The sequence below is a fragment of the Mahella australiensis 50-1 BON genome, assembly GCF_000213255.1.
GTDB lineage: Bacteria > Bacillota > Clostridia > Mahellales > Mahellaceae > Mahella > Mahella australiensis.
Genome location: NC_015520.1, coordinates 2833750 through 2853218 on the forward strand (window position 1 = coordinate 2833750; position 19469 = coordinate 2853218).

At 44.8% G+C, this 19469-nt stretch carries 9 protein-coding genes; all 9 read right to left on the reverse strand.

Features of this window, described 5'->3' with window-relative positions; genetic code table 11:
* Positions 1-274: 274 nt before the first annotated feature.
* Complete coding sequence (locus MAHAU_RS13305) at positions 275-469, reverse strand: hypothetical protein (RefSeq protein WP_013782241.1); 195 nt, start codon at positions 467-469, stop codon at positions 275-277.
* Positions 470-635: 166 nt separating this feature from the next.
* Positions 636-2711 (reverse strand): alpha-galactosidase, encoded by a 2076-nt coding sequence (locus MAHAU_RS13310; protein ID WP_013782243.1) that lies wholly within the window; start codon positions 2709-2711, stop codon positions 636-638.
* Positions 2712-2745: 34 nt separating this feature from the next.
* Positions 2746-3831 (reverse strand): uroporphyrinogen decarboxylase family protein, encoded by a 1086-nt coding sequence (locus MAHAU_RS13315; RefSeq protein WP_013782244.1) that lies wholly within the window; start codon positions 3829-3831, stop codon positions 2746-2748.
* Between the two features lie 96 nt (positions 3832-3927).
* Positions 3928-6375, reverse strand: coding sequence for a glucosidase family protein (locus tag MAHAU_RS13320; protein WP_013782245.1), 2448 nt, complete (start codon positions 6373-6375; stop codon positions 3928-3930).
* 25 nt (positions 6376-6400) lie between these two features.
* On the reverse strand, positions 6401-8452 hold the full coding sequence (locus tag MAHAU_RS13325) for a beta-L-arabinofuranosidase domain-containing protein (RefSeq protein ID WP_013782246.1): 2052 nt from the start codon (positions 8450-8452) through the stop codon (positions 6401-6403).
* Positions 8453-8489: 37 nt separating this feature from the next.
* Positions 8490-11648 (reverse strand): glycoside hydrolase family 2 protein, encoded by a 3159-nt coding sequence (locus MAHAU_RS13330; RefSeq protein WP_013782247.1) that lies wholly within the window; start codon positions 11646-11648, stop codon positions 8490-8492.
* 10 nt (positions 11649-11658) lie between these two features.
* Positions 11659-12678: a uroporphyrinogen decarboxylase family protein gene (locus MAHAU_RS15200; protein WP_013782248.1), complete on the reverse strand. Its 1020-nt coding sequence runs from the start codon at positions 12676-12678 to the stop codon at positions 11659-11661.
* Positions 12679-12761: 83 nt separating this feature from the next.
* Positions 12762-17384 (reverse strand): FIMAH domain-containing protein, encoded by a 4623-nt coding sequence (locus MAHAU_RS13340; RefSeq protein WP_013782249.1) that lies wholly within the window; start codon positions 17382-17384, stop codon positions 12762-12764.
* 86 nt (positions 17385-17470) lie between these two features.
* On the reverse strand, positions 17471-19429 hold the full coding sequence (locus tag MAHAU_RS13345; RefSeq protein ID WP_013782250.1) for a type 2 periplasmic-binding domain-containing protein: 1959 nt from the start codon (positions 19427-19429) through the stop codon (positions 17471-17473).
* Between the last annotated feature and the right edge of the window lie 40 nt (positions 19430-19469).

Below are 19469 nucleotides of genomic sequence, written 5' to 3' on the forward strand. Positions count from 1 at the left end.
CATTCCAGATTTTATCCTTTTGATATTACTATAATACTTTAAAGAAATACGGTAAATGATATAGATTTGACATAACATGCTATAAAATTAAGCACTTGATGCTAATGAAATGTATACTTTTTATACTTTTGATACAACATTTTAACTATTACTCTATAACCAACACCACAAATGACGGTTTCATGGTTGCCCATAGTTACTTTTCCGGAATCCTTTCTTATGACAATTTCCGCTATTCGGTTTGATAATGTTGCCTGATGAATTGACTTATACCTTAAAGTTCTATGCCTTCTTTCTCAACATTCATAAAAAACGGCAGTGCATCTACAAATTGTCTGTATTGATCAAAACTTTGCAGAAATATAGATACGACAACATTATATTTTAAAGATAAATCAACTGTTATATCATTTATAAGTTCGGGAGGCAGTGAAGTCTTTTTGATTGTTTGTTCCGCTCCATGCAACATATTTTACATCCGTTCCTTTCTTTTCTTCTTAATTATACCATTTTCGAAATGGAAACACAAAAAAGCAGTATAGCAACTTAACTGACCATACTGCTTTTTGGACTGCGAGTTTTCCATTATTCAACCTGCTCGGCAATTTGTTTAACCTTATCATGGATAACTCGGTTTAATCGATAGCTTCCAAAAGGGTTAAATTGGAAGTAAGCGCATTATCAAGCTTTATGTTGAGCCCATCGTGCATTAAACTGTATCCATCCTTAATGAAAGTCTTAGTACCCGGTTCAACAGTAACCCTATAGCTTTTATCCTCTTTTAGGCCGCGGTATTTCAAGGTATATGTATCAATGTCCGAATTTATCAATCTGAAAACAGCGGCGACGCACTTTTTGCCATCCGGCGACGCATACTCCAATGCGCACCATCCCGTACCATCCGCTCCGGCTATGTTAGGCGTATGATGATATACTTTAGCGGAGCCTTGCAGCGGCCTTATAAAATCTTTATATATCGTTATATATTTTTTTACGCATTCCAATCCCTCGGGATTGGCTTCGCTAAGTTGAGGCGATATGCCTGAAATGGTCGGATGAGCCATAATTACATTATGTAACTGGGTTTCAATATTGCCCCGATAACTTCCTTCCATAATAACACCAAACGTTCTATTTAGATATTCCGGAGGCAACACCATACTCATCCCGTTAAGTATCCTAACCGTCCTCGGCATCCGCATCCAATCGGAAATCCATGTGGTCGTAAATCTGCTTACCATACCCAGATCGGTACGTCCTCCGCCGCTTGAACAATTTTCAAATAAGACATTGGGAAATCTAGTCCTCATCTTGTCGAATATTTCATATAAGCTCTCCACGTGGCGCCAAAGCGTATTCTCCATCTTCCCGTTTTTAAGGTTAAACCCGCCTTCATCCGCATTCATGTTATAATCCAGCCTGAAAAGGTTCAAATCATATCTCTCGATTAGCCTGATTATCTCTTCTTCCATATATTCTTTTACTTCAGGATTGGCAAGATCCAATATTCGTTCTTGCCTTTTACCGTATCTTGTTATAAACCAATCTGGATGTTCGGTTGCTATCTTTGAGTCCTTACTGGCAGATTCTATTTCCACCCACAACCCGCATTTAAGCCCTTTCTCCCTTGCATATTCGAATACAGGGAAGAGATCGTTAGGCAACCTGTCGCCGGCATACCAGTAACCTGTGTTATTCCACCAACTTGTACCCTTATCCGCATACCATCCCGCATCTACGATAAAAAGCTCCGCTCCTATTTCCGCCGCTATGTCTACCTCTCGTTTCAAACTTTCTTCGCTTATTTCATCCTCCGTATATCCCCAATGATTATACATTACCGGTTGTATGCCGTCGTTTGATTTCTTTAATACATTTCCCCTCAAATATTTATGCTGGTTTTGTATCAGAGAATCGAGATCTTGATGGCCTATGCCGAAATGAACTTCTGGGATTTTCACGGTTTCACCGGGACTTATAATCCTCATAGGTGCCGGAGCTACCGGCGACATCTCAAAAACGAGGCTTGCTGCAGATGGAACCGAGCGGTTATTATGAACAACCGCTTTCCAGTTTGCCGACCATGCCAAGTTGCAAATAAAGTAACCGCCGTAAATGTTATTTCTTAAAATGAAAAATGGATTATTCCACCCACTCCTGCCCCTATCCGAACCAAAAGAAATCGATGTGTTTGACGGAATGTCGCTCCACGCGAAATTGCCTTCCTGTCCCCATGCCACGTCCTTAAAATATCCTACCGAATATGGCAGTACGCTTTCATCTTTTAGATTATCAACCAAATTGTCGGACATGTACCACATTTCTCCGCATATAGGTATTACAGACGTCAGGCCGAGGCTTTCACTTTCAGATATATTTGTTATTTCCATATAACGCCTAAAGAAACCGTTGCCGAAACATTCGGTATGAATCCTTAAACGGATCGGCTTTACGGAATGCTTTAACTCAAGAACGGACTTACTGATGTTTTGATCGGATATTTCACGTGTAAAGCCCTGATATTCCCATCCGAAATACAGTGACTCACCGTCGATCGTAAGATTAAAGGCAGGACGATGCACCCTTTGATCTTTATCTTTCCTGGGTATTCCGTTATCTTCGTAATCTACGCAAACGAGCATCCCGTCCTCAAAGCGTTCGGCATATAAACCAAGGCCGGAGTGATACCTAAACAAGCTTTTATTCTCCATATCTCACATCCATCTTTCCTACTTTTTACCGTATTTATATTGATATTTTCCTGCCTTGCGCCTCTTCGTACATCGCTATTATATTGGCGATGGTAGTATCGGCTTGTATAGCATGCGTTGGCGCCAATATATAGCCTCCGCCATCGCCCAAGACGGATATTATTCTCCTCACCTCTCGCCTGAGCTCCTCTTCCGAGGCATAGGGTAACAATTGCTGTATGTCGATAGCTCCGTGAAATGTCAATTTCGAGCCGTATTCGCGCTTGAGTTTCTCTATTTCCATACCTCTTGCGCTCACTTGAACAGGGTCAAGTATGGTAACGCCCACTTCAATAAGCTCGGGTATAAGCTCCACGACCGATCCGCATGAATGAAAGAATATCTCTACGTCGAAGTTATCTTTGATCTCTTTATAAAATTTCACATAAAGCGGCTTGAAATATTTGCGGAACATGCCCTTCGATATCATTAAGCTATTCTGATTGCCGTAATCTCCGCCGCCATTAAGCTCATGAATCCTCCCGCCACCGGCCTCAAGGGCTTTTATGGCATGTTCCAACCTATGCTCGTTGGCCTTCTCTATCATCGCCATCGCCAGGTCATCATCAAGCGCCAAGATCATCATGAACTTTTCGTCTCCAACCCACTGGCAAATATGTTGTAAACCGGCAGGATCCCCGTGAGTTGTTATCCAATACTGCCCCCTGTCTTCCAACTCGTCTATCTGGTTAGGAATAGACGTAAAATCCCACCACGACATATCACCCATCGTTCCATATCTGTCCTTCAAATCATCCGTGGTTTCAATATCGCCCCACGGAAAATATACCGGGGTTTCGATTACACCGCCCCCGGGCGCTGGTATATCCTTCTTTCTCGGCCCGCCGAAAATACCTGTTTCGTAGCTGCCATCTTCAAACGTTCTCAACGGCGGGCCGACGTATCTGGGGGCGACGTGCCTCCTGTCAACCCCCAATACGTCCAATAAGTCATCCATATCGTCTATACTAAAATACGCCTTGAGATTCTCTATAACATCTTTTTCGGCACTGAAATCGCATGGCACTCTGTCCGGCCGTTTATGCGAAACAGCCGCTTTTATACGTTCATATGAAGTCATGACATAATCTCCTTTGTTATCCTCTACTACATATAATAGACCTATCAGCGAATATATCAAGTGCTCATAATTCAACTTTATGTACCATAAAATTAACTATTGCATTATCTCCAATTCTTCCACAATAGCGGGATTTAGCTTGATCTCCGCGGTGGCGATTCTCGTGTCCTGCGCATACCGCAATGGTACGGCAAGCTGGTCCACCATGACACGCGGTTCTTTATGTGCGGCTATTTTTATACGGCAAGTACCAGCACCCGATATCTTTGCTTTTATCTTACCATTATCAAAGCGATAATCGGTTAATTCTATACCATGAGCACATTTTATATACGCATCCTGAGGTTCTGTGGACGTCCTCCACACTTTGATATCCACATGATCTTTCCCTTCATATAGATCCGAAGGGAGTTTATCGGTGCCTTTTATTTTTATACCATCAACATCTATCCATTCTATATATCTTCCGTTGCCTTTTATTTCTATATCAAAGGCTTTGCCCATATAGTGAAGGCCCCTCAATGTCACTTCCGCTCCGTCATATGGGTAAAACGTAAGGCCGCCGGCATCCGCTTCCACGCCGACGACGCCATGCACCGCAGCCTGATACCAACCGCGCATGGAATAGCCATGCCATGTGCCGGGCAAAGCATTCCAGCTATCAGTATCCGGATCATCGGTCTCTATATAATAGGATATCCCTTCCGGGCACATCAGTTTTTCCGTCCAGCGGCTCACCCAACCGATCCATTTCTGTATGAGATCATTCCTGTTCGTAAGATTGGCAAGTTTTATAAAGTACTCCGTATTGACCGGCCACCAGCAATGCATCTGATTGGCGTCGCCGTCAAATCCATCATCCCAAAGAGGTATCTCTCTCAGTCCCGCTTCCGATATTGCATTTTCTGCAACGAATTCCAATGTGTCGTCGATGATGGGCTCTATAAGCTCGTCGCAATAGTTATTTTCCCATTTTACAGACGCGACATCATAACAATATCTCTTTTCCAATGTTTCGGAATCCACCGACGTTACTATGAACTTTTTATCAGGATCATAGAACAGCCTTATAAAATTGCCCTCCATCTTCTTAAAAACGGCCTCGGCCTGTTCGCGCATAACGTCGTCGCCCACCAGTGCCGCCAGATAATTCATTGATCTGGCACCGCAGTAAAAGATAGTATTATTAAAGCTGCTTATATCATGGCCGGTTTCTTTTATGCGATCCGGAAAATCGGGATAGAGCGATGTACCTTCGCAAAATCCTGTGTCGGCCACTTCTCTGCCGGAAATCAGACGGAAGATCTTCTTTGCGAACGGATATCTCTTCCTCACTTCCTCCATATCGCCGCTTATAGCGTAATACAGCTGAAGCAGCGTTATGTACATGCCCTGGGCCGGTATTGCGCTTATGCTCGCTACCGTCATGTCATTGTTGAAGCCATGCCCTATGCCAAGCTCGGGATGCGCCGTGCGTTCATAAAAGCTAAGCATGTTTTTTATATGCTCCACATCACCCCAATATGCCGTGGCATAGCTGGCCGTCATACCATCCCAGCCCCATACGCCGTAATGGGTTGTCTTGGCCCTTATAGCGCCGGGATAATCCGTGATCTTCAAGGACTCATGGTACATGGGTATCAGCATGAAGAAGTCGTTTAACTCTTTATACGGGCTTATGAGCTTAGGGCTGTTTTGAGCCACTTTATTATATCTGTCAAACTGACGAGTTATCTTATCCTCAAGATTTTCTCTCATCCCGAAGATTTTCTCTTTCAGATGTATTTTATCAGGTGCAAAGGCTAATATAAAGCTATACACGCTGTCGGGTTCAAGGACGCCGCTCTTTAAAATATGCTTTGCATTAAGCGGCAGAGCAGCGGCTATCACCGAATGCTCCATCGAAAAATCAGCCGTCATGCACATGTTCAACTCGGTTTGATAAATATCATCTTCCGCAAGCTCAGGGTTATTGGCGACAGGTGTATAACCCGGCCTTTGATAATCCTCTTCGGATACCTCTGTAAATCTTCCGTACAGCGCATTATCTTCGTCAACGTACCGCCATTCATCCCACGTTCTCCTCATCCCATGGCCCCAATAATTATAGTCATTCCGCTCCGAACCGCATAAAACAGATGCTTCCCAGAATTCCATCTTGAATTTCAGGCCGTCAGGCATCTCGCTAGGTGTAGTAAGTTGTATTATAACGGCTTCGGCCACAGCCATAACCCTATGCTTGAAAGTCGCTCCTTCACATGTCCATTCCGACTCAATCCCGAAAGGCCATATCTTACTATTGAGGTATTCTGGCTTATAAGTCACTCCATCAGCCTCTATGAAATAGCGCAGCACATCGCGAAGTCTTTTTACCAATACGGTATTGCTACCTCTTGTAAAACGCTGAGCCGGGTTCCTGTAATCCACCTGTGTTATACCAGATTCATCAAATCGGAATATCAACCTGCTGTCGGCAAACCATCTCGGCGATTGGGCAATGCCCTTATCACAGTAAATAACGCCGTCTTCAACCTCATAATCCACTATATTTTACCTCTTTCTTACTTTATCACATGTCAGCATCGCATTGCGGGAATATGGCAATGCGCATTTTGGTACAGCCATATGGCACAAGGGTAACTGTCTCAATATCTCCCAAATTGTTGTTTATAAAGTCGGCATCGGGTAATTGAGATGTAAATGTAAAATCCCCTCTTTTTTTGGCAGGCTTTATGGCTGTTTCTACCTTTCCGTTAATCCATTCGGTCACGTGCTTGGCGTACACGATTTTATTTTCTCTTTCCATCTCCCAGCCCTTTACTTCCCTTGCAGGCACCCGAATTTCTATAGGAGCTGAGTCAATGCTCCAAGGCTGTTCATTTATCGGTTTACGCACAATCTCAACTTTGCTGTTAATGTCCGTTTCATCAAGCGCAAGTGCATAGTTCCATTTGCTCGCCGCATAAAGGTCATATGCCGGAAATTCTTCGCTGCATTTTTCTTCTGTATCATCCGTTTCCCATTTTTCATCTATTTTTAGCGCATATACCAGGGGCCCACGTTCTATTCCGATCCCGCCCTTGGGCCAATGGCTTAATTTGAGTTCCATGGGCAGGTTCAGCGTTATAACATCGCCGTTTTGGAATACCCTTTTTATATCGACAAATGTTCCGGCTTCTGTCCTTACATTCATCGCAGCGCCGTTCAACAGCAATTTTGCGTCTTTGCACCATGCCGGTATTCTCACCGTAAGCTTAAAATCCGTCGGCTGTATCGTCTGTATTTTAAAATTTATCTGTTCTGAAAATGGATAGTCGGTTTCTTCAATCACCGTAATCTCTTGCAATTGCGCCCCTACCTTTGCGGTAATGCTGCTGGGACCATACAGAGCCGCCATAAGCCCGCCTTTTCCGTCATCCATCCACATACGGGCCGCATAATTCGGCATGATGCGGTTGACTTCTCCCGGGCAGCATTCAACATGGTTTGGGTCCGGGCGGTAAGACATCCACGCTTCTCCTTTATGGTAAAAGTTGTGGTTAGATGCATAATCCGCTATGACCTGATTGGGACATGAGAAGTATTGAAGGGCTTTAAAGTCACTCGTTACAGCTCCCGGAGCCGCGTTAAAGCAAGCTCGCTCTATTTTGTCCGCGTATTCGGCATTGCCGGTAGCCATAAGCAGGTAACCACAGCTCCATGTGTAATCCGCAATATCACATGTCTCGTGGCTGTCAAGCGGATCCTTGCCTCTAAGATGTTCGGCGGAACTGCATACGCCGTCTATCAGCATCTGATCCCTATCGATCTTCTTGTATCCGTTTACTGATGCCTGCAGATATTTTTCATTGCCGGTATACATATAGATAATAGCTCCTAACTTAGCTATTTCATTAAATGTTACACCATGTATGGTGGCTCTTCTGTCGGATAAAAGGCCCTCGACCGACGTATCGAAGATAGCTTTAGAATCCGGGGTATATGGTAAAGCGTCATCCGACAGATTATCCTGAGATTTAATATAGTCCTCGGGTAAAATGCTATTATATCCTTCAAAAACCTGCAGTGCATAATCTAAGAGCCGTTTATCGGCGGTTTGACCGTAAAGCCAGAGGATTATTTCGATATTGCATACTGATCGGCCATTTAAGTGTATAGGCGTCTTTGAAAGATAATGTTCGGTCAGTTTTGAAAGTATCGTCTTATCGCCCGTAGCCTGGTAATACGCCATGACCGCTCTGAAAAACACCGCATGCGGCCATCTGTTGGCTTTTTCGCCTTCTTTTAGTATCTGTGGCCCAAGGTAACCGTCCTCATCCGGATGTTCAAGGACAAACTCAATATCTTTCTTAGCCTTATCGATGAGATATTTATCGCTTAGCAAATATCCGCAGCGTGTCATGCCGTCAACCCAGTAGCCGGTTTGTTCATATATCCACCAATTATTATAGTATGGATCATTATCGGCGGACGACCACGGCCGAGCAATGAACGGCAATCCCACTGCCTCGTCAATATGGCCGGTGAGCCCGTCCCGTTGATTCTCCAGATAACGTCTCAACCATCCTTTTGGGGTTATATTCGTTATAGGCAATTCTTTCATCTTAGCATATGAATCCATTCCAAAATTTCTCCTTCTCTATATTCTATCTCCATTTCTATTCAATCCCCATTATTCTCCCAGCAAAAAGCTTTGCGGTCGGGTTGTGATTTACTCTGCCCGCAAGGCAGACCTGGCTGATAATTATACTGCCTTTGCCCACCTTTTTCTCCCCGGCGGCCAACGCCTGGCTCCAATTATTATTTTCATCCGTATTTCCGGTCGTAAGCACCGGTACGAAATCATCTGAAATAAAGGTATTTTCCAACAGCGGTGTAATGTAGTCCTTGCTCGGGTTATACCAAAGCCTGAAATCCCATTTGTCGAAACCTTCTACCAGAGCATGCCCCGTATCCCTTGATACAAAGTGCAAAGGCGACATAGCACAGATTTTAACTTTTACTTTACTGCCCGCTATATCATACGTCCCTTGCGGAAGTTCCAGGAATACCGCATATGCGCCGTTATTTACGGCATCAGCAACTTCAGCCTCATGTTCTTTGAAAAGTTCGTAATCGTCTATAAGTATTACTTCCGCGTCTTCCCTTTCTGTACCAATAAAATTCATAAGCCCCGTTTCCTGCGCCAGCGTCTGAGCTTTACCGCCGGTGTCTCCGATAACCCACACCTCTTTTGATGAATGAATGTTCGTTTCGGGGAATACTTCCACATCCATACATGTGTCATAAAGTACGTTCTTGTCTTTATCAACAAGAGCCAGCATTACTTTGACAGGCTGTCTTTCTTTGACGTCAGGGGCTTTAAGTACTATATACCCTTGAAAGCAGCTATCGCATGACGTAACTTTCGCTTCGCTGATACCTGCTTCAATAATCCGGCCGCTCGCCTCCACCTGATAGCATAGGGAGGCCCCCTCGGGCACTTCTGTCAAATCGTTGCATACCCAGGCTTCAAACCTCATTTCTTCACCGGCAAAATATTTGAACCGATCAGTGCGAAGGCTGACCATCAACGACGTGAGCGCGTCTCTATAGGTAAAATACGCAGGCTTCGGTTGACGGTCGACATCCATAATAGTTTTCATCCATCCAGAAGGAAAGGCGTCGATAAACAGATGGATAGCAAATGTAACCATCCTGTTATCGCGTCTGAAGGCCTCCGTCATAAATTTCACCGCCCACGCCTGGTATTCTTGACTTGACTTCACCCAACCCTCCAATGTCTTTGGCCGGTCATAAAACATATAGTAAAACTTGCCCGTCTGTGCGCGGACGATGCTGTTCGGCGACCATGACTCCTCTTCTTCATCGCTCTGGGGCAACCATTCCTTTGGGTAATATTTGCGCATGACATTCACATAGTCAAGCCCTTCGACGCCGAATTCGCCGCAACCGTAATTCCATCCCGGATTTACCGGTATCCAGTATCCTTTATTCAACATGCCGATATCCAGTCCGTGGCCATTGTACCAGGCGGTATAACAATGGTTGTCGGGCAGCGTCTCGGACGGGGGATCATAATCACCGTCAACATGTTTTACCACTCTGTCCGGGTTATTGAGATGTACGACTATATCCGCAGCTTTGAAAAAGTCCATTAATTCTTTCCGGATAAGATGACGATGCGGTTTGTTACCGGCGTTTGGAAAGGGTTCGTTTATATAGCTCAGCATTATATTGCACGGATGGCTTCTTACGAGCCTCTCCATTTCTTCGGCCTGCCTTACTGCTTCGCAGAACTGGTTGCGCCTTAATACCCCGAATAATGGAAGATCGGTCTGAGTCATAAATCCCAGTCTGTCACAAAATTCATAGACTTCGGGTTGTACCGGCCTCTGAGTAAGCCTGAAGAAGTTCATATTACATATCTTGGCTAATAAAATGTCGTCCCTGAGTTGATCCCAATCTTTTTTAAAAACGCATTGCTGCTCGTGCCCCATAGTATTCGCGCCTCTTAAACGGATTTTCCTGCCGTTGAGATAAAAAAACCCTTTGGGCTCATTTTCGACATCCATCCTGAACGAGCGCATTCCAAACTGCCGCTTTGCCGTATCCATGACGTTGCCGTCAGTATCGGTTACTTTAACCTGCAACTGATACAGCCACGGGGTATCTATGTCCCAAAGACGTGCGTCATTCATTTCAAACGGTATTTTTAAGTAGTTGATTCCCCGCTCCATTAGCAATTCGACCGGCTTTGCCGTTCCTGCCTGATTCGCGTTGTCCAATGTATCGCTAAATCTTGTTTCATAGCCCGTCTGCGGTTTGTAGTGAAGTCCTTCTATTTTCGTGAAAACAAAATTTTGGCCGTATACCGATAGTTCGAGCATAACCTCTTTTTCTTCAAGGTCACAATTAAATATCTCAATCCATGCCTCCGCACGCTCTTCTTCCGGCAGAGGTCTTACGAATATATCGTGGACATGCAGCCTGTTTCGTATCTCAATATAGACGTCCTGGTAGATGCCCATCCCTGGAGGACAGTGATGCCATCCGAAATTAGGGTCATCATATCCCAGCCCTGTGGCAGCATATATTTTATCGCCCTCATAACTTTTTCCCCCGCTCGTTTCAGTTTCATTTCCGCCGCACTTAAAGTCGTTTTCGACTTTTACGACAAGTACATTTTCGCCCGGCACCGCATAGGCAGTAAAGTCAAACTCGAACGGCGCGAAAAATCCCTCGTGGAATCCAAGATACGAACCGTTCATAAAGACATGGGCTTTATAATCCACGCCCTTAAAACAGATAAAAGCTGCTTTGCCCTGTATTTGGCTTTCTGATAAATTAAATGCCGTGCGATAATATGTTTCAGCCTTTCCAAGCGGTCCGCCGTAATGTGGTATTTTCACCTTCCGCCATTCGCCTTTCCCGGATAATACCCGGCCGAAATCTTTCATATCCGCGTCTTCTCCGATACGCCAATCGAATTCCGTCAATTCGGTTTTGCTTCGGAAGGATTCCAATTTAGGCGCGACATCCTGCATAAAAGGTTTATAATATTCTCTTTGCTTTTCAAGTTCAAGGCGGAGTTCTTCTTTCGTGCTCATCTTCCGCATGGGCTTAAATGCCGTTTCTGTAGGTTTGAGGTTAAACGGCAGGTATTTCTCCTCCTTTTTAGGAGGGACGGGCTGCACCAATCCTCGCCCTTCAAAGTCTGTTTTTATGGATGCTATGTCGGCAAATACGTCGTTTTTGCTTTCCACGTAGTTTTTTGTTTCTACAACAAATCCGTTGGCATTTTTATAAAAATACATAAATACTCACCTACTTATATAATCGTTTGGAGTAATCCCCGAACTCATAGAACGCGTCTCTGGCCATTTGCATCACTTCATCCGATATGCCGATCGACCACGGTTGCGGATAATCTTTCGCAATAAAGCCACCGTTGAATGAGCCAAGCTTTTCTATCTGCTTCTTTGCTTCGGCGCGTATTTTCTCCCTGTCTCCCGTTGGAAGCGTCGCCTGTATATCTATGGGGTTATAAAAGCAGATTTTACCTCCACATTCGGCGCTTAATCTGTCAATCCCTAATAAATTAACCTGGTCCATGTTTATGGCATCTAAGCCTATTTCAATAAAATCCGGTATGATATCCCATATATATCCGCACGAGTGCATCCATACATCCAGCCCCAGCTCGTGTGCGGCCTCGATAAATCGCTTATAAAACGGCTTATATATCTCCCTCCATGTCTTGGCACTGAAAAGCAAACGATCCTGCAGACCCATATCATTGCCAAATAAGAAACCGTGCGCTCCGGCTTCTTTCCATAACTTCAGCGAGTTTAACTCTTTAACTTCCAAAGCCTCGTTGAATTCCAATATCTTATCTTTATTAAGAGCGGTATCCACCAGAAATTCGGTTACGCCCCTCAAATCATACAAATGGCTCGTGTATAAGCCACCGAACCATATGAGATGGTATCTGTCCTCATTGTCCGCATCCAATACCTTTTTGGCTTCCACAAATCGTTCCGGATTATCAATATCCGGAATCATATCCGGCGACCAATCGGCCCAATCCAATAGGCCGGGGCGTATTACTTCTCCGGACTTGAAATCGTTTAACGAGCCGCTGATAACACCCCACTCATTCATCCTCACGCGACCTTTGAAATCAGGAACAAGTTTCTTTAGTTCTTCTTCAGGGGGCATAACCCAATGCGGGTTCGACGATATAGTAACCTCCGGCGTAAAGTCTACGCTGCCCTTACCCCAAAAAGGAACCCTGTCCGGTCCTTCAAAATGCAGCGCCCGTTTTACCCTTTCTCTTCCTGTCATTTCTCATCCCACCTTCTCGTATTGTTATATATTTATACACTGGATATGCGGATAATCCGCATATCCAGTGTATATTGCAAATGTTATTCCTTTGTCCACGCCTCAATAAGCTCATCGGCATCGGTATTAAGGACCGTCTTTGCATCCTCCGATACGAATTTGCTCATGGCCTTGTTGTTAAGATGTTTCTTGAAATCCTCCATGTGCTTGACAGCCATCTTTAGATTGGCCTCCGCAAGCTTCTGCTCGACTTTGTCCCGTATATCTTCTATCAAATCTTTTATCTTGTATCGAACTTTCAACCCTTTATCTGTATCCTGCTTATCTATCCCAAGCTGATTTTCTACTTTGTCCATGAAGAATTCGGCTTGCTTTAGATCATTACTGAGCTGCATAAACAACGGGTTTTTTATGTCCCCAGATGCTTTATAACGGTCCAGCAACTTCTGCATCGAATCAATGCTGGTCGTTATTTCAAACGTATAGCTTGCCTCCGCTCTGTTGCCCGTCTTATCCTCTACCGCAATAACGAGGCTATGTTGCCCAAGCTTGCCCGCAAAGTCCATTTGCGTACCCGGCTGATACGGTTCGCCATCTATGGTAACAGATGAGTTCTCCACACCAGATAGGTTATCCTCAACTTCTATGCTAAAGCTTAAAGGTTGATAATCTTCAAATACCGACCCGTCTTCAAACGTCGTTCCGTTAACCGTCAGGTTTAATACAGGCGGTGCATCGTCAGGAAGAGGCTCGAATTTAAACCAGTCGAAATTGCCGCTGGAACCGCCCGCTTTGTCGGGGAATACGAGGTATAGGTCGTGAACGCCAGTGGGTGTATCCTCTATAGAAATACTTTGTGTCTGATAATTTTGGAATCCACCGGTAGACTGCACCACCATCGTCCCTATCAATTGTCCAGCGGGAGCATCGAGCCTTATCTCCACCCGGCCTCCTGCCCATCCATCGCTCACAGCCACACTTGTACTGAATTCCAAAACACCATATTGAAAGTCAACATCATTGTAACGAGCCCAACCATCGGACGACGTATTCCATATATACCCCGGGTTCGTATACACAGGGTAACCTAAGTCGTCCGCGCTTTCAGCTTCAATGATATCGTAGGCATTCCTGTTCATAATCTGTATCGAGCCGGTCTTTGTAACGCCGTCCAATGTCACTTCCACCATTATGGTCGCTTTGCCGTATCCTTTGACAGTAACCGAGCCGTCGTCGTTTACAACGGCTATATTTTGGTTATCGCTGCTAAACGATATCTCAGCGTCGCTCAAATCCGCCGGTTCTCCGCCAAGCATCACGCCGGTGACATGAAGCTGATGTGTGCCTCCCACAGTAAGCTTGTCGTCGCTGGTCACAATAACCTTATCCAACGTGTTCTCTACCACTTGAACATGTATCGCCACATATTTCGTAATGTCGCCGTTGCTGACAGGAACGATTATATCGGCAATCCCTATGTCCCGCCCGGTCACTATTCCTTCCTCGTTTACTGTAACGACATCTTCATTGTTGCTGCTAAAGGAGAGCGTAGATGTCCCAGGAGCATAAAAGTCCCCCAAAACGTCGGCGATTATCGGTTTTACGTCCAATTGATGCTGTTCGACTATATCTTTATTCGCCGCATAATCCACGCCGCACAGCACATCTACCGTCGAGGATTTTGTTACTCCTCCTTTAGTCACAGTAACGGTAATACCAGCCACGCCCTCGCTAACCGATGTTACTATACCTTGAGCATCTACGGTTGCAATATTATCACTACTGCTGCTATAGCTTATATCGGCACCGGCTAGATCAGCCATATACCCGTTTGTCGTTCGTCCTAATAATTGTAATTGCATCGTGTCATTGACGGCAAGACGCGCCCATGATTTATCGCCCGTTTGCTCGGAGTATACGTAAAGCCTGTCAAACGCGTCGTCCGGATCGGCAAACGGGAAATCCGCCGTCAGGCCTATATCTTTCATATTTATGTCAACTACGCCTGCTTTATAAGCGGAGGAATCATAGCTCAAACGATAATCCAAAACCGACTTGTCCACAAATTCAGGATCCGCCACTATGGAATGCTGATCATAACCGAGTTGCTGCCAATCCTCCAATGTGGATACGTTGGGTACGCCCTCTATTTTATATTCACCGCTCGCATTGTAAAACGCGTTATTATCGGCCTGTCCGATGACGTTTTGAGGTAAATCACCTAAAAAATATTCCTTTGTCATATCGTTGAAAATATTCTTCTGTACATCCACTTTTACTCCAGGCTGCCCGGCAATCCTCAATCCTATTTCCATATTTTTATTGTCTATGATAAAATTATTATGGAATATATTATCACCCAAACCATAACCTGCCCCATCATTATCAAAAATACCGACAAACTTAACGTTCTCGTTGTCATTCCGGTTAAACCCAGATATAATGTTGCTCTGCACCATCGTTCCATCCGCATCGGAATCCAGATATATGCCGTTTATATCGCTTATACCGTATATCGAATAGCCCTCGATACCATGCACCCAGTTATTTCTGATGATATTACCGGTTCCCGTATCATGCGTATATATCGCGCCCGCATCGCCGGCTTCGGTTATGGCATCGAAGATATCGTTGAATTCTACGATATTGTTTCGGCAGTGCAAATAAGTTTCCACATTATCTGCGGTAATCGTTACTCCGTCCGCGGCGGTTTTGTTAATTAAATCATTCCGATAATTGCGGAACTCAACAGCTCCCCTCGTTATATCGTGGATTCGGTTATGCGAAATTGTATTTTCGCCGCTCGCGTTTACTTCTATGCCATATCCGTCGTATACATTGAAAAAGCCCACATCGTATATGTCGTTATTCGTAACAAGGTTATTATTGTTAATCGAGGTGGTCGTTAGCCCTTTTATAGTACCGGGAACATGCGCCGTAACAGGGTAGCCTTGGATGCCTGGCCCCAGCAGCCTTATCGCGCCACCGCCTATATCATGGAACATATTTCCCTTAACCTCGTTGTTTTGGGCAAGGCCGGCCAACGTCAGCCCGTTCATACCGGCGTTATAGACCTTTGAATTTTTAAATGAAACGTTATGCACATATGCCATCCAGACCGCGCTGATTTGATTCTGCGCTATTTGCTGCTCGCTGTTCCTTATAAAATAATAGTTGTCTGTAAGGTCGGTATTTCTTATGGTCAATCCCTCAAAGACCAGATCATGTGCCGGGTTCCCATCCGAACTCCCCTTTACCTCCAAAATCGTCTTTAGCTGAGGAGCTTCGATTACCTGCCGCTCGATAGGGATTTCCCTCGGCCAGTAATACAACGTACCGGTGGTTTTATCCAGATAAAATTCCCCCGGTTGATCCAAAAATTCCACCGCCCCCTGGATATAATAACGCGACTGTGTCGGAATAACTCCGTTAGCAGGATATTTAAGCGTTACGCTTCTATCGGCATAATCAACGCTCTTTACCTCATATATCCCCGCATCCCAACCGGAACTCTGAGAAAGATACACCTGAAGACCGCTCATATCACCGACCGCCGGTATATCTCCTTCGGTAAAGTGGAATTGAGTATTTGTGGTCGGTCCCTGCGTATCTTTGAAAACATTCTTACCGTCGTCGCCTATATTGGGATACCTGGCTTTCCAACTTCTCTCTCCATTCTCATACAATGTGTTAAAATACATGCCTTCATACACAGGCCCGCCTTTGGAAAGCACCTCTTTAAAGGAAGCATCATCATAATACGCTTCGCCTACAACCGTTCTATAATTATTATCCAACGGATAGTTCCTCAGTTCAAATCTTATCTTCACCGTATTGGCATTCCATATTATATCTGCGCCGCTTCCCGCCGGTCCTATAGTCCCCGCATACATCTTCCAGTCGTTTGCCGTTTTATCCAGTTGAAATCCATTAAATGAAACCTGTTGCCCTGAAGCATTAGCCTGCATTATGCGAAATCCCGCATCTCCTGATATGTATTTGGCCCAGAACGTATACCGATAGGTTTTGGTGGTATCCACATCAACCCACTGGAAGGTATCCATTGCGCCATTGCCGTCAGCACGCGGTTCATTGATATGAAGGCTTTGATTGCCCGTCCTTGCTTCGCTCGTACTTGTCTCCGCAATGTCCTCAGGATCCACCGGCGAAGGTTTCTCAACTATCCATGGCGCCATACCATCCTCGAACCCGTCGTTGACAAGAAGTTCGTCACCAAGCTGTTCGGGTATGTCTATAATGCCGTCCCCCACATCGGCTTTGTATATGTTCCCATCATACAACTCCCAGTTGGTTATGCGTTTCCCTCCATTGAGTACAGGTTCCTCGCCGGGGTAGTTTTTATATATGACCTTATAACCGTCCCTTCCGGAATCCTTTTCATCAAATGTTACCGTAGAATCAAGGTAGTATGTACCCCCCCGCAGCATAACGGTCATATCCGATGTCATACCATCTGCAATCACTGCTCTCACCGTATCCCGCGCCTTCTCAATGGTCTTAAAGGGCTCTTCCAACGTACCCGGGTTGGAATCGTCGCCGTCGGGCGATACATAATAATCGGCCAAGCCTTCGGCATTAGCGCTGATAGCCGGTACAACTGGCACACCAAACACCGTCACCAGGAACACCACAGCCAATATAGCGGACATCCAACGCCTCAAAAATCCCTTTGATAATATAAACATACATCCGACCTCCTCATCTATTTTTTAAATCGGCCCGGTATTCTCGCTAATACCGGGCCTGTTTTATACGCAAACGTTCTTATCGCTTACTTCAGATTCTGCATATAAGCCTCGTTATATTTCGGGAACAACTCATTGATCTTCGCCAACACATCATCGTTATAGCCGTTCTTCTCAACCGTTGATATGAAGTCGTTATACAACTTCTCGAACTCGCTGTCTGAAGAGGCCGCCAACGTCTTCAACATGGCGTCTTCAAACGACTGACGCGCTGCCCACGCCTTCTGAACCTCGGGTATAAAATCACTGAAATTATATATATTAAACGGTTTAGTCTGCGTTGTTTTTATCGGTTCAACAAACCCCAAAGAAAAGTAGGTATTGGCTTCATTTGGATTCCTTTGCCTGTCATACATATAAGCCGGATTGAATTTGGTCTTATGCCAGTGTACGAACGGCATTTTCCAGCCTAAACTGATTTTTTCGGTTTCGCCCGTTACCCATGAATTGCCCAAATTATAATAGGCCCACTTATCACCAGGCTCACCATAAACCATTTCGGCTTCTAGATCCTTATCCTTAAACACCCTCTTGCCGTTATTTTCCTCCCACAGACCGGCGCTCTTCGGGCCCCATGATTCAAGTTTTTCACCCGTATCGGATATCATGAAGTCAAGCCAGTGCAAAATCTGCGGCAGATCCTCTTCTTTAACCGAATCCTTGAATATGGCAACATTACTGGTGCTCTTTGGTAGTGGAGCTGGTACCACAAACTGATCATATTTTACAGGAATATTGAGATAAACCTTCCTATAGTTATATGGCTTGTTCTGCGACTTAAAAACAGCCGGATCCGGTATTGTATTATAGTAGCACACCGCATACAAGCCCTTATTGATCTTATCCTTAGCAGCGGCATTGTTATCAATTAACGATTCTTTGGATACGATACCGTCCCTTACGAGCTTATTCCACATGGCCAGGTCTTCCTTAAACCAAGGTTGTTTAAACATATACTCGATTTTCTGGGTCTTTTTATCGTAATAGGTAAAATAGTTGTTGCCGCTGCTGGCCCCTTCAAGCCAAGAAGTAAGGTTGGTAAAAAGTCCCCAGTTATCAACGCCGGCAAAACCGTAGGTAACCTGTACAGGTTGATTACCCTCTTTTAATCCTTCTTGGTCTATAACCTTTTTAACATCGTACAAAAATTTTACAAAATCGTCCTTGCTGTTTATAGACACATCCAATATATCCTCTTTTGTAAATGAACCCTTCTGCATATAGAGCTCCTCTATATCTTTTTGCGATTTTGCATCGGGGTACAGCTTCTTCAATACATCATCCCTGACCCATATATACCCCCAATCTTGCGGAGGTGAGAAGATAGCATATTTCTGAGCGTCGATAGATTTCTCTACCATAGGATATGTCTGCTCGGTTATACCACCCGGTATACCATATATTTTTCCATTTACCGCAACTCTGGTATCCCCATCCGCTATTTGCTTCAACACATCCTGTCCCAATTTTTTCATCAGGTTTGGCATATATTTAGGTATAAGGTCAGTCAAATCATATAATTTATCGTTTTCCACAAGTTGCGTAAGGCCGCCGCTCATGGAAGCATTGAGTATAAGATCAGGCCAATCACCGCTAGCAGCCAACATACCCAACTTTACGTCGGCTGTTTGGCCTCCGTTGTCAAATGATTCATCCGCATCGACCTTTACACCGGTCACCCTGAATATCTCCGGCGTAACTACGTCGCCGTCAGACTTCTTCAGTTCGGCTTCACCAGGACCATGAGCCTGCCACATGGAGAGTTCCAACTTCTTACCTGTCCAATCCGGTAAATCGGATGAATCGGATACCTGATCCAGCATATCCCAATAATTCTTGGCCTCTTCTGTCTGCTGTTGTTCTTCTCCATCGCCTTGCTCTGATGGCTGTGGCTCTTCTTCTTTCTGGCCACAACCGGCAAGCACCGATAGCGCCAATAAAAGAACCATCATCATAGCCAACCATTTCGTCAATACCTTTGACATCAACAAACACCCCTTCTGTTATATATATTTATTTGATAAA

Coding starts and splice junctions, on each gene's coding strand:
- MAHAU_RS13345 (WP_013782250.1), bottom strand. CDS start 19,429: ATGTCAAAGGTATTGACGAAATGGTTGGCTATGATGATGGTTCTTTTA.
- MAHAU_RS13310 (WP_013782243.1), bottom strand. CDS start 2,711: ATGGAGAATAAAAGCTTGTTTAGGTATCACTCCGGCCTTGGTTTATAT.
- MAHAU_RS13325 (WP_013782246.1), bottom strand. CDS start 8,452: ATGGATTCATATGCTAAGATGAAAGAATTGCCTATAACGAATATAACC.
- MAHAU_RS13330 (WP_013782247.1), bottom strand. CDS start 11,648: ATGTATTTTTATAAAAATGCCAACGGATTTGTTGTAGAAACAAAAAAC.
- MAHAU_RS13315 (WP_013782244.1), bottom strand. CDS start 3,831: ATGACTTCATATGAACGTATAAAAGCGGCTGTTTCGCATAAACGGCCG.
- MAHAU_RS13340 (WP_013782249.1), bottom strand. CDS start 17,384: ATGTTTATATTATCAAAGGGATTTTTGAGGCGTTGGATGTCCGCTATA.
- MAHAU_RS15200 (WP_013782248.1), bottom strand. CDS start 12,678: ATGACAGGAAGAGAAAGGGTAAAACGGGCGCTGCATTTTGAAGGACCG.
- MAHAU_RS13305 (WP_013782241.1), bottom strand. CDS start 469: ATGTTGCATGGAGCGGAACAAACAATCAAAAAGACTTCACTGCCTCCC.